13 protein-coding genes are annotated in these 11,391 nt (G+C 66.3%); all 13 read left to right on the plus strand.

Annotated features, from left to right (window positions below; genetic code table 11):
- Positions 1-46 precede the first annotated feature (46 nt).
- Complete coding sequence (gene ldtR / locus AB7F10_RS09140) at positions 47-559, plus strand: transcriptional regulator LdtR (RefSeq protein WP_428564384.1); 513 nt, start codon at positions 47-49, stop codon at positions 557-559.
- A 242-nt stretch (positions 560-801) separates the two neighbouring features.
- Positions 802-1,656: a helix-turn-helix domain-containing protein gene (locus AB7F10_RS09145; protein ID WP_428564387.1), complete on the plus strand. Its 855-nt coding sequence runs from the start codon at positions 802-804 to the stop codon at positions 1,654-1,656.
- A 91-nt stretch (positions 1,657-1,747) separates the two neighbouring features.
- The gene (locus AB7F10_RS09150) at positions 1,748-2,062 is read left to right on the plus strand and encodes a recombinase-like helix-turn-helix domain-containing protein (RefSeq protein ID WP_428564390.1); all 315 of its coding nucleotides are present in this window, start codon (positions 1,748-1,750) and stop codon (positions 2,060-2,062) included.
- A gap of 3 nt (positions 2,063-2,065) precedes the next feature.
- A complete protein-coding gene (locus tag AB7F10_RS09155; protein WP_428564393.1) occupies positions 2,066-3,100 on the plus strand; it encodes a Rieske 2Fe-2S domain-containing protein in 1,035 nt (344 codons plus the stop codon).
- Positions 3,101-3,112: 12 nt separating this feature from the next.
- Positions 3,113-4,102, plus strand: a complete 990-nt coding sequence (locus AB7F10_RS09160; protein ID WP_428564396.1) for an ABC transporter substrate-binding protein — start codon at positions 3,113-3,115, stop codon at positions 4,100-4,102.
- A gap of 297 nt (positions 4,103-4,399) precedes the next feature.
- On the plus strand, positions 4,400-5,707 hold the full coding sequence (glyA, locus tag AB7F10_RS09165) for a serine hydroxymethyltransferase (RefSeq protein WP_428564399.1): 1,308 nt from the start codon (positions 4,400-4,402) through the stop codon (positions 5,705-5,707).
- Positions 5,708-5,725: 18 nt separating this feature from the next.
- Complete coding sequence (gene nrdR / locus AB7F10_RS09170; protein WP_428564402.1) at positions 5,726-6,211, plus strand: transcriptional regulator NrdR; 486 nt, start codon at positions 5,726-5,728, stop codon at positions 6,209-6,211.
- An 83-nt stretch (positions 6,212-6,294) separates the two neighbouring features.
- On the plus strand, positions 6,295-7,395 hold the full coding sequence (gene ribD, locus AB7F10_RS09175; protein WP_428564542.1) for a bifunctional diaminohydroxyphosphoribosylaminopyrimidine deaminase/5-amino-6-(5-phosphoribosylamino)uracil reductase RibD: 1,101 nt from the start codon (positions 6,295-6,297) through the stop codon (positions 7,393-7,395).
- The gene (locus tag AB7F10_RS09180; RefSeq protein ID WP_428564405.1) at positions 7,395-8,000 is read left to right on the plus strand and encodes a riboflavin synthase; all 606 of its coding nucleotides are present in this window, start codon (positions 7,395-7,397) and stop codon (positions 7,998-8,000) included. Before ribD ends, AB7F10_RS09180 begins: the two co-directional genes overlap by 1 nt.
- A 40-nt stretch (positions 8,001-8,040) precedes the next feature.
- Positions 8,041-8,538: a 6,7-dimethyl-8-ribityllumazine synthase gene (gene ribH, locus AB7F10_RS09185; RefSeq protein WP_428564408.1), complete on the plus strand. Its 498-nt coding sequence runs from the start codon at positions 8,041-8,043 to the stop codon at positions 8,536-8,538.
- The gene (gene nusB / locus AB7F10_RS09190; RefSeq protein ID WP_428564411.1) at positions 8,535-9,032 is read left to right on the plus strand and encodes a transcription antitermination factor NusB; all 498 of its coding nucleotides are present in this window, start codon (positions 8,535-8,537) and stop codon (positions 9,030-9,032) included. The genes ribH and nusB overlap by 4 nt, the downstream gene beginning before the upstream one ends.
- A gap of 4 nt (positions 9,033-9,036) precedes the next feature.
- Positions 9,037-10,029, plus strand: a complete 993-nt coding sequence (thiL, locus tag AB7F10_RS09195) for a thiamine-phosphate kinase (protein ID WP_428564414.1) — start codon at positions 9,037-9,039, stop codon at positions 10,027-10,029.
- Between the two features lie 45 nt (positions 10,030-10,074).
- Positions 10,075-11,370, plus strand: a complete 1,296-nt coding sequence (locus AB7F10_RS09200) for an alpha-hydroxy acid oxidase (RefSeq protein ID WP_428564417.1) — start codon at positions 10,075-10,077, stop codon at positions 11,368-11,370.
- Positions 11,371-11,391: the final 21 nt, after the last annotated feature.

The following is an 11,391-nucleotide window of genomic DNA, read 5'->3' on the forward strand; positions in this document are numbered from 1 at the left end:
GCCTCGCACACGACAAAGTACGACAAAAAGACAAGGGGCGTTGGACATGAAAGCCGTAGCAAAGGCGGTGGAGACTTCGGAACGCGATCAACGTTTCGATCACATCCGCCCGCAATATCTCGAAGCCTTGACGCTGGTGGAGCGGCTGCATCGCCGCCTGCTCGACGTCATCAAGGACGAATTCGACCGTCGCGGCCGCGCGGACATCAACTCCGTGCAGGCGCTGTTGCTCTACAATATCGGGGACAAGGAATTGACGGCCGGTGAGCTGCGCACGCGCGGCTATTATCTCGGCTCGAACGTTTCCTACAATCTCAAGAAGCTGGTCGAGATGGGCTTCCTCGATCACCAGCGCTCGCGCGTCGACCGCCGCTCGGTGCGCATCAAGCTGACCGACAAGGGGCGCGACGTGCGCGACATCGTCGAGACGCTTTACCAGAAGCATGTGCGTACCGTGGAACAGGTCGGCGGCATCAGCTCCGACGAGTTCGCCACGCTCAACAAAACGCTCCACCGCCTCGAGCGGTTCTGGACCGACCAGATCCTCTATCGCTTGTAGTTCGTTCTCGTGGGCATGATCTTGTCCGAAAACCGGTAGCCGCTTTCCGGGATCATGCCCTAGCGTCGTTAAACGTCGTACTGGCGGAAGAACTTGCCCCGGCTTCGCGAGCCGGGGCTTTTTATTGTATTTCCCGGCGATACCGCCGCTATGGGCCGCAGTCGCCGCCCGCGGCAGGCGCGGCCGCTGCTGGTCAGGGCCTCTCTCAGACGGTAGTCTTCGATCCGATCGGAAACGAAGCGATGGATCGATTTACGTCGAGTTGGCAGGTGCGCTCGCGTTCGGCCGCCTGGCCCGGACTGCGCGTCGAACACGTCGAGGCGGTGGGCCTCGATCCGCACGAATTCGAATTTCGCGGCGACTGCTACTTCGTGGCGTTCGGCTACGACGGCACGCGGGCCGACGGCGAGACCGCGATCGATGGCGGCGTGCGCTCCCGGCGCTGCGATTTCGCGCGATCGGTCGTCTTCGTGCCGCAGGGTTTGAAGATCAGCGGCTGGAGCGTCCCGCGCAAGCCGTCGCGCTGGCTGAACCTCTACATCGATCCGACCGCGCGGTTTATCGACCCCGGCTTCGGACTGCATATGTTGCGCCTCGAACCGCAATTGCATGTCGCGGCGGAAGCGGCCTGGCGCAGCGGCGAGAAGATCGCCGCGCTGCTCGGCCGCCAGTCCCCGCATTCGGCGATGGAAGCGGAGACGCTGTGCAGTCTTCTGCTGCTCGAACTGGCAGGCGGGGAGGCTGTCGTCGCGCGGCAACCGGTGCGCGGCGGCCTTGGCAATCGGCGTGCGGCCATCGCGGAATCCTATATCCGCGATCATCTTCATCAGGATATCAGCCTTGCCACGCTCGCAGCCGCGGTTGAGCTGACGCCCAATCATTTCCTGCGCGCGTTCCGCGACACATTCGGGATGCCGCCGCATGCCTATGTGCTGCATCGCCGGCTGGAAAAGGCCAAGGATCTGCTGGCCGACCGGTCGGTGCCGATCACGACCATTGCGCTCGCAACGGGCTTTGGCGGGTCGAGCCACTTCGCCACCGCGTTCAAGAAGGGCGTCGGCATGACGCCGTCGCGCTATCGCGCCGGGCTTCTTTGAGATCGTTCGTATTTCATCTTCATTTTTTGAAAGCCGCGCCGAATTTTTGAAATCGGCATGCGGCAGGCCGGCCTAGTTTGGAGCCTCTCGAATGAAGAGGCTCGATATGGACGACTTCAACGCCAGGCTGACGGCATGGGATCGCCAGCAACCCGACGGTCGCGCCGGCATGGGCGGCTACGAAACCTACGACGCCATCAGTAACGTGCCGTGGCAGAGCAGGGAGCGCGTTCCGACGGCCTATGAACATGCGCTCGCCGGCGCATTGGAGCGCGCCTACATCGACGGCGCGAAGGATCTCGACGGCCTCGCGGAGCGGTTGAACGCCATGAACGTCCTGCGCAACGACGGCCAGACGTGGACGGCCGGCTCGCTGGCGGCTGAACTCGAAGCATTGGGGCGCTGATCCATGACCGCGCATTCCGCCATTCCTCAAGCCGATCCGGTCGAAATCGCCGTCGAGAACGGCATTCGCAATCTCTGGTATCCGGTTCTCGCGAGCTGGCAGCTGGGGCCGACGCCGCTCGGCGTCACGCGCCTCGGCGACCGCATCGTGCTGTGGCGCGACAAGGACGGCGAAGTCCGTGCCGTCGAGGATCGCTGCCCGCACCGCGGCGCGCGGCTGTCGCTCGGCTGTAATCTGGGGGATCGGGTCGCCTGCTGGTATCACGGTGTCGAGGTCGATGCGGGCGGGCGTGTCGCGGCGGTGCCGGCGGTCGAATCCGCGCCCATGACCGGCCGCAAGATGCTGCGCTCCTATTCTGCCGTCGAAGCGCATGGCGCGATCTATCTGTGGTTCGGCGAGGCCGAGCCGGTGCCGCTGCAAGTACCGGAGCAACTGACCTCGGAAGCGTTCTCGGGCTTTCTGTGTACCGCGATCTGGCGCTGCAACTATCGCTACGCCCATGACAACCTGATGGACCTGATGCACGGCGCCTATCTGCATGCCGTCTCGCATTCGATGTCGGGCGGCAACAAGAAGGCGAAGATGCAGTTGCGCGAAACCGATGCCGGTTTCGTCTACGAGAAGGTCGACCAGGCGGGACAGAATTTCGACTGGGTCGAGTTCGGCGATACCGGCGTCCACTGGATGCGCACCACGGTGCCGTATGGGCCGGGAGCGGGGCCGGGCGGGCCGTTCTGGATCGTCGGCATGGTGGCGCCCATCACGCCCGACCTCTGCCAGGTGTTCTTCTGGCGCCTGCGCAATGTGCAAGGCTGGCAGCGCGACAGCTGGCGGTTCCTCTATCGCAACAGGCTCGAAGGACGTCACTGGGCCGTGCTGGAGCAGGATCGCCGCATCCTCGAAGCGCTGGTGCCCAACGCGCGAGCGCAGGAGACCTTGTACGAGCACGATCTCGGCGTCGTCCGGCTGCGGCGCGCGCTTGCCGCCAGTGCAAGACATCAAATGCCGGCCCGCAACTCGTCGCCCGTTACGGCTTAAGGAGACAGGATCATGCAATCATCTCGTGCATCTCATCTGACCCGGGCCTTTGCGTTTGCCCTCTGCCTTGGCGCTGGGCTGACGGCTTCGCCTGCGGTGGCGTTGGAAAAGATCACTTATCTGTTGCCCGCGCCGCCGAGCCTGCCGGCCTTTGCGCCGTGGGTCATCGCCAAGAAACTCGGCTACTACGCCGCCGCCGGTTACGACGTGGAATTCGCGACGGCCAAAGGCGGCGTCGATGTCGCCAAGCAGGTCGGCGTCGGCAATGCGCCGATCGGCGGCGCGATCGGCGACACGCCGATCATCGTCCGCGCCAACGGCGTGCCGGTGAAAGCGGTCGCCGTGCTCGGCGGCGGTTCGCTCACCGTGCTGGTTGCCCGCGGCGACAGCGGGGTCAAATCGATCGAGGATCTCAAGGGAAAAAACATCTCGGTCATGTCGTTTCAGGACACGACCTATTTCGCCTTGCTCGGCACGCTCGCATCGAAAGGCCTGACCAAGAACGACGTGCAGGCAAAGGCTGTCGGTCCGGGCTGGGTCGCCAATTTCGTGACGACCGGCAAGGCCGATGCCTGCGCCTGTTCCCCCGACATGGAGGTCGACGCGCGCTCCAAGATGCCGGATGCCGTCTCGCTGCCGACGCGCGATGCCTTCCCGTCGATGGCGCAGGCCATCCTCGCGTCCGACGAGATGATCGCCAAGCGGCCTGAGCTGGTGCGTGCGATCGTGCAAGCGACGCTGAAGGGAATGAAATACGTGATGGACGACCCCGACGCTGCCGCCAAGGTCTATGTCGAAGCGACGCCTTCGTTCGCCGGAAAAGAGGAACTGATCAAGGCCACGCTGAAGAACTTCGTCAAACGCACCTACGGCGGCCAGGAGGTTCTTGGTGAAGTCGACAGTGGCCGGCTCAAGACGCTGGAGGCGTTTTATCTGAAGGAAGGCATTATCCGGACCGCGGTGCCGATCAACGATCTCTACACCAACGCGTTCATCAAATAAGCGAACGCGAGGCGACGCGGCATCGTCGCCGGTCGAAGGCGCGGCCTCGCGCGGCGAGGCGTGTGGGCCGGTCCGGCCGGTGCCGGTGCCGGAGCGCGGGGGGCGGGGCCTTGGGCGCCGCCCCCGTCTCCCATTGCACGGCGCGCGCGTCCCCAGCCTTGCATCCCCATATCTTGCGGTTTCCACCCGTCGGCCCGCCAATGCTTGGCGCTGCGCCGACGGTGTGCTATGGCCGGCTCCATTCCTGAATCAGCGAACGAGAGCGCCGTCGGCGACAAGGCGCCAGGAGCAATTGCAATGGCCAGTCCCGTTTCCGATACCGCATCCCGGCCGGACACATTCTTCTCAGCGAAAGTGCGCGAAACCGATCCCGCCGTGGCCGAGGTCATCGCCAGGGAGCTTGGCCGGCAGCGCGACGAAATCGAGCTGATCGCCTCGGAGAATATCGTCAGCAAGGCGGTGCTGGAGGCCCAAGGCTCGGTCCTCACCAACAAGTACGCGGAAGGCCTGCCGGGCAAGCGCTATTACGGCGGCTGCCAGCACGTCGACACGGTCGAGCGGCTCGCCATCGAGCGCGTGACCAGGCTGTTCGGTTGCAAATTCGCCAATGTGCAGCCGCATTCCGGCGCCTCCGCCAATGCCGAGGTGTTCTTCGCGCTGATGCAGCCCGGCGACACCTTCATGGGCCTCAACCTCGCGGCGGGCGGTCACCTGACGCATGGCTCGCCGGTCAACATGTCCGGCAAGTGGTTCAAGCCAGTGCCTTATGGCGTGCGCCGCGACGACCACCGCCTCGACATGGACGAGGTCGAGCGGCTCGCCAAGGAGCACCGGCCGAAGCTGATCATCGCCGGCGGCTCGGCCTATCCGCGCATCATCGACTTCCGCCGCTTCCGCGAGATCTGCGACGAAGTCGGCGCGATCTTCATGGTCGACATGGCGCATTTTGCCGGGCTCGTCGCCGGCGGCGCGCATCCCTCGCCGTTCCCGCACGCGCATGTCGTCACCACCACGACGCACAAGACGCTGCGCGGCCCGCGCGGCGGCGTGATCCTGTCCGACGACGAGGAGATCGCCAAGAAACTCAATTCGGCGGTGTTCCCCGGCATGCAGGGCGGGCCGCTGATGCATGTGATCGCCGCCAAGGCGGTGGCGTTCGGCGAGGCGTTGCAGCCGTCGTTCCGTACCTACGCGCAGAACGTCGTCGCCAACGCCAAGGCGCTCGCCGAGACGCTGAAGTCGCGCGGTCTCGACATCGTGTCCGGCGGCACCGACACCCATCTGATGCTGGTCGATCTGCGGCCCAAGCGGCTGACCGGCAAGGTCGCCGAATTGGCGCTCGGCCGCGCGCACATCACCTGCAACAAGAACGGCATTCCGTTCGATCCGGAGAAGCCGATGGTGACCTCGGGCATCCGGCTCGGCTCGCCGGCCTGCACCACGCGCGGCTTCGGCGTCAAAGAATTCCAGCAGGTCGGCGATATGATCGTCGAGGTGCTGGACGTGCTGTCGCAGAAGGGCGCCGAGGAAGACGCGCTGATCGAGGCGACGGTGCGCGACAAGGTGAAGGCGCTGCTCGGGCGCTTTCCGATCTATCAGAGCTGAGAAGAAACGGGGGCGGGGATGCGCTGTCCAAGCTGCGGAAGTCTCGACACCCAGGTCAAGGATTCGCGGCCGACCGAGGACTCCGCCGCGATCCGCCGCCGTCGGGTCTGCATCTCCTGCAACTTCCGCTTCACAACCTTCGAGCGGGTGCAACTGCGCGAACTGACCGTCATCAAGCGCAACGGCCGCCGCGTGCCGTTCGACCGCGACAAGCTGATGCGCTCGGTGCAGATCGCGCTGCGCAAGCGGCCGGTCGATCCGGAGCGCATCGAGAAGATGGTGTCGAAGATCGTGCGGGAACTCGAAAGCCTCGGCGAGAACGAAGTCTCGTCGGAGACGATCGGCGAGATGCTGATCGATCACCTGCGCGAGCTCGATCAGGTCGCCTATGTGCGCTTTGCCTCGGTCTACCGCAATTTCCGCGAGGCGAAGGACTTCCAGGCCGCGCTCGATGAATTGTCCGGCGAAGACGAGCCGCGCCCGCCGCAGGGCGTTAAAAAATGAACGATAGTCCGGCCCCCGAACCTGCCGCCGATCTCGTCGCGGCCGAGGCACCTGCCGTTCCGCCCGCCGCGCCGCCGCGCGCGATGACGCCGGGGGAAGATGCCCGCTTCATGGCGCTTGCGCTGGCGCTCGGCCGGCGCGGCCTCGGCAATACCTGGCCCAATCCGGCGGTCGGCGCGGTGATCGTGAAGAACGGCGTCATTATCGGCCGCGGCTGGACGCAGCCGGGCGGCCGTCCGCATGCCGAGACGCAGGCCCTGAAGCGCGCCGGCAAGGCCGCCGAAGGCGCGACGATGTATGTAACGCTCGAGCCGTGCTCGCATCAGGGCAAGACGCCGCCCTGCGCCGACGCCGTCGCGCGCGCGAAGATCGCGCGGGTTGTCTCGTCGATTGAAGATCCCAATCCGGAGGTCGGGGGGCAAGGCCACAAGAAGCTGACCGACCGCAAGATCGCGGTCGAGGTCGGGCTGGGCGCCGACGACGCGCGCCGCGATCACGCCGGCCACATTCGCCGCATTGCCGACGGCCGGCCGCATGTGATGCTCAAGCTTGCGGTATCGGCTGACGGCAAGGTTGCGGCGGCGGGCCGCAAGCCGGTCGCCATCACCGGCGAAGCGGCCCGGCATCGCGTCTACCAGATGCGCGCCGACTACGACGCCATCCTGGTCGGCATCGGCACCGTGCTGGCCGATAATCCGGCGCTGACCTGCCGGCTGCCGGGCATGTATGAGCGTTCGCCGGTTCGCATCCTGCTCGACTCGCAGCTGCGCGCGCCGCTCGCCTGTCATCTCGTCGCCACGGTGCGTGAGACGCCGACCTGGATTTTTACATCGAAGACGGCGTCGGAAATTGCCGAGCAGATCCTGCAGGAGCGCGGCGCGAAGGTGTTCCGCGTCGGTTCGCAGAACGGCCGGCTCGATCTCGACGAAATCCTCAAGACACTCTCGGCCGAGGGCATCACCCGGCTGATGGTCGAAGGCGGGCCGACGGTGGCGGCAAGCTTCGTCGACGCCGATCTCGTCGATGCGGTCGCGCTGTTTCATGCCGAGAAGACCATCGGGGAGGACGGCATCGACGCGCTCGAGGGCATGTCTCTCGACGCCTTGACCGCGTCAGACAAACTCAAGAAGACCGGCGAGGCGGAATTCGGTCCCGACCGCGTCGAGACTTACGAGCGCGTCTGATGTTTACCGGCATCGTCACCGACGTTGGCACGGTGCAGGCGGTGGAGCCGCGCGCCAACAATCTGCGCCGCATCAAGATCGCGTGCGGCTATCCGCGCGCCTCGATCGTCGACGGCGCTTCGATTGCCTGTTCCGGCGTCTGCCTCACCGTCACCGGCGCGGGGGAGGACGACAACGGGACATGGTTCTCGGCCGATGCTGCGGCGGAAACGCTCGCCGTGACGACGGTCGGCGCCTGGAAGCACGGCACGCGGATCAACCTGGAGCGTCCGCTGAAGGTGGGCGACGAACTCGGCGGGCACATGGTGGCCGGACATGTGGACGGTATCGCCCGGCTGGTGACGCGCCACACCATGACCGACATGGCGGAACTGACCTTCCGCGCGCCCGCCGGACTGATGCGCTTCATCGCGCCAAAAGGCTCTGTCGCGCTCGACGGCGTCTCGCTGACCGTCAACACGGTTAAGGACGATACGTTTTCGGTGCTGATCATCCCGCATACCCTGCAGGTGACGACATTCGGCGGGCTTGCCGAGGGCGATGGCGTCAATCTCGAGGTCGACACCATGGCGCGCTACGCGGCGCGGCTCGTGGAAACGCGCTAGTGCCTTGTGGCGGCCACGGCCGCTTGCTACGACCACGGCCATGCGAAGACAAACCGCCAGCAAAAGCAAAAGCGCGACCCGGAAGCAGAAGCCGGCCCGGATTCTCGTCGTCGAGGCGCGCTACTACACCGAGATCGCTGACGCGCTGCTCGGCGGCGCCAGGCGTGCGCTCGATGCGGCGGGCGCCGACTACGATGTGGTGACCGTTCCCGGCGCGCTGGAAATTCCGGCCGCCGTCGCCATCGTGATGGCCGACGCTGAGAAGAAGCGGAAGGCTTACGACGGCGCAGTAGCGCTCGGCTGCGTGATCCGCGGCGAGACGCTGCATTTCGAGATCGTGTCGACGCAGTCGGCGCGCGGCCTGATGAATCTCGGATTTCAGAAAGGCATGGCGATCGGCAACGGCATCCTGACCGTCGATACCGAGGCGCAGGCGCATGCCCGCGCCGGTAAGGGCGACGACAACAAAGGTGCGGAAGCTGCGCGCGCCGCGCTGGTGCTGGTGGACCTGAAGCGCAACGGAGTGCGCGCGCGATGAGCGCGACCGGCTCAGCGCAGGCGCCGGAGCCGCGCAAGGCGAACAAGCGCGGCGCGGCCCGGCTTGCCGTCGTGCAGGCGCTCTATCAGATGGACATGGCCGGCACCGGCATCAACGACATCATGGCGGAGTTCGAGAGCCATTGGCTCGGCCGCGAGGTGGAAGGCGAACAATATCTTCCGGCGGAGGCCGCGTTCTTCCGCGAGATCGTCAACGGGGTGGTGCGCGAGCAGCGCGTGATCGATCCGATGGTCGACGAGGCGCTGGAAAAGGGCTGGCCGCTGAAGCGCGTCGAGGCGGTGATCCGCGCGGCGCTGCGCGCCGGCGCCTATGAACTGGCGCATCGCAAGGATATTCCGGCGCGCGTCGTCATTACCGAATATGCCGACGTCGCCGCCGCCTTTGTCGAGCGCGACGAGACCGGCATGGTCAATGCGGTGCTGGACCAGATCGCACGGCAGTTGCGCGGCGCCGAGTTCGAGAGCCGGGGATAAGGCGATGGTCGGTCCCGACGATGCAGGTTCGGGCGAAGACCGGCTGATCGCGCGTTTCTTCAAACCGTTGGCGAGTGCGCCCGGTGCGCTCGCGCTGACCGACGATGCGGCCTTCGTTGCGCCGCCGCCGGGCTGCGATCTCGTGCTGACAGCGGATATGATCGTCGGCGGCGTGCATTTCCTTGCTGACGATCCCGCAGAGCTGATCGCGAAGAAGGCGATGCGGGTGAACCTTTCGGACCTCGCGGCGAAGGGCGCGGCGCCGTTCGGCTTTCTCGTTTCGATTGCCCTGCCGCAGGGCGTCGATGAGGCGTGGCTTGCGAGTTTCGCCAGCGGCCTGAAAGCGGACGCGGACGCCTATCGCTGTCCGCTCTACGGCGGCGACACGACGCGGACGCCGGGACCGGTGACAATTTCCGTGACCATGGCGGGAACGGTGCCGCATGGCACGATGGTGAAGCGCGCCGGCGCGAAGGCGGGCGACAAGATTTATGTCTCCGGCACCATCGGCGACGCGGCGCTCGGCCTCGCCGTGCAGCGGGATGACGGCCGCAGGATTTCCGCGGGCGCGCGCGATTATCTGGTTGGCCGTTATCGCCTGCCGCAGCCGCGCAATGCGCTGGCCGAAGCCGTGCGCACCCATGCCTCGGCGGCGATGGATGTGTCCGACGGCCTTGCCGGCGATCTCGCCAAGCTCTGCCGGGTGTCCGGCGTTGCCGCGCGGATCGAGACGGAGCGGGTGCCGCTCTCAGACGCCGCGCGCGAATTGATCGCGACCGATGCAGCGTTGCTCGAAGCGGCGATCACCGGTGGCGACGATTACGAGATCGTCTGCGCCGTGCCTCCGGAAAAGATTTCGTCCTTCGAAAGCGAGGCGGCCGCGGCGCGCGTGCCGGTCGCCGCGATCGGCGAGGTGGCGGGCGGACAGGGCCTCGATGTGCGCGGCCCGGATGGCGCGCCGATGGCGCTGCGCCGAACCTCATTCAGTCATTTCTGAGCGCAGGCTGTCGCGATATAGTCGCGCCCTCAATCGGGGTGCGGCATGGACGATGTCACGAAGCGGAGCGGCAAAGGTGCGGCGGCGGAAGCGGCCGCCAAATCCGCCGTCGCGCCACCGCCGCAAGCGGCCTCCTACCGGCCGGCGCAGAAATACGAGGCGCTGCACCGCAAGTTCCCAACCACGCATTATCTGCGCGCGGCGGCGCCGAAGCGCGTGCCGCTGTTCGCCTTCGATTATTGCGACACGGGCGCGGGCGCGGATGTCGGCATCGCGCACAACTGGGCGGCGTTCGACAGCATCAAGGTCGTGCCGCGCTACGGCGTGACCAATACGCTGCCGGGCGTCGAAGTTGACCTGTTCGGCACGCGCTACGCTGCGCCGATCGGCATCGCGCCGATGGGCGGGCCGGCGCTGGTGTGGCCGGGCGCGGATCATCTGATGGCGAAGGCGGCTCAGGCCGCGCGCATTCCCTATACGCTCGGCGTCGCCGGCGGCGCGAGCATCGAGGAGATCGCAGCGATCGCGCCGGATGTGTTCTGGCTGCAGCTTTATCGTTTCGCCAAGGACGATCACCGCATCGGTTTCGATCTGGTGCGCCGTGCGCAGGCGGCAAACGTCAAGGTGCTGACGCTGACGCTCGATGTGCCGGTGCGCACCACGCGCTCGCGCGAAACGCGTGCCGGCCTTGGCGGCGAGTTCAAGCCGACGGTTCAGATGATGCGCGAGATGATCGCGAAGCCGCGTTGGCTCGCGGCGCTGTGGCGCAACGGCATTCCGCGCTTCGCGACGATCCGTCACTACGCCGGCGAGAACGCGGGCACCAACGAGGTGATCCGTTTCGCGCGCAGCGAGATGGGCGGCGCGTTTTCATGGGATGAGGTCGCGCGTTACCGCGACAGATGGAAGGGTGCGATGGCGGTGAAGGGCGTCCTGCATCCGGCGGACGCCGAAAAGGCGGTGGCGCTCGGCATCGACGGCATCTGGGTGTCGAACCACGGCGGCCGGCAGATCGAGGCGTTGACGCCATCCATCGATTGCCTGCCGGCGGTTGTCGCGGCGGTCGGCAACAGGGCGACGGTGCTGCTCGACAGCGGCATCCGCAGCGGTCAGGACGTCATGCGCGCGCTGGCGCTCGGCGCCCAGGCGGGCTTTGCCGGCAAGAGTTTCCTGTGGGCGGTTGCGGCGCTCGGCGATCGCGGACCGGACTATCTGATCGACCTCTATATCGGCGAATTGCGCGCTGCTCTCGGCCAGATCGGCGCCTTGTCGCCGGCGGCGGCACGGACCGCCACGGTTCGTCATCCCGGCGCCTTCGATTTTGGGCAACCGGGCAAATGATCGGCAAAGGCGCGGGCAGGG

The organism is Pseudolabrys sp. (assembly GCF_050250095.1).
Lineage (GTDB): Bacteria > Pseudomonadota > Alphaproteobacteria > Rhizobiales > Xanthobacteraceae > Pseudolabrys.

What these genes read in the sequence shown, in the direction of transcription:
- nrdR (WP_428564402.1), top strand. Translation starts at nt 5,726, where the DNA reads ATGCGCTGTCCAAGCTGCGGAAGTCTCGACACCCAGGTCAAGGATTCG.
- nusB (WP_428564411.1), top strand. Translation starts at nt 8,535, where the DNA reads ATGAGCGCGACCGGCTCAGCGCAGGCGCCGGAGCCGCGCAAGGCGAAC.
- ribH (WP_428564408.1), top strand. Translation starts at nt 8,041, where the DNA reads ATGCGAAGACAAACCGCCAGCAAAAGCAAAAGCGCGACCCGGAAGCAG.
- AB7F10_RS09155 (WP_428564393.1), top strand. Translation starts at nt 2,066, where the DNA reads ATGACCGCGCATTCCGCCATTCCTCAAGCCGATCCGGTCGAAATCGCC.
- ldtR (WP_428564384.1), top strand. Translation starts at nt 47, where the DNA reads ATGAAAGCCGTAGCAAAGGCGGTGGAGACTTCGGAACGCGATCAACGT.
- AB7F10_RS09160 (WP_428564396.1), top strand. Translation starts at nt 3,113, where the DNA reads ATGCAATCATCTCGTGCATCTCATCTGACCCGGGCCTTTGCGTTTGCC.
- glyA (WP_428564399.1), top strand. Translation starts at nt 4,400, where the DNA reads ATGGCCAGTCCCGTTTCCGATACCGCATCCCGGCCGGACACATTCTTC.
- AB7F10_RS09150 (WP_428564390.1), top strand. Translation starts at nt 1,748, where the DNA reads ATGAAGAGGCTCGATATGGACGACTTCAACGCCAGGCTGACGGCATGG.
- ribD (WP_428564542.1), top strand. Translation starts at nt 6,295, where the DNA reads ATGACGCCGGGGGAAGATGCCCGCTTCATGGCGCTTGCGCTGGCGCTC.
- AB7F10_RS09145 (WP_428564387.1), top strand. Translation starts at nt 802, where the DNA reads ATGGATCGATTTACGTCGAGTTGGCAGGTGCGCTCGCGTTCGGCCGCC.
- AB7F10_RS09200 (WP_428564417.1), top strand. Translation starts at nt 10,075, where the DNA reads ATGGACGATGTCACGAAGCGGAGCGGCAAAGGTGCGGCGGCGGAAGCG.
- AB7F10_RS09180 (WP_428564405.1), top strand. Translation starts at nt 7,395, where the DNA reads ATGTTTACCGGCATCGTCACCGACGTTGGCACGGTGCAGGCGGTGGAG.
- thiL (WP_428564414.1), top strand. Translation starts at nt 9,037, where the DNA reads ATGGTCGGTCCCGACGATGCAGGTTCGGGCGAAGACCGGCTGATCGCG.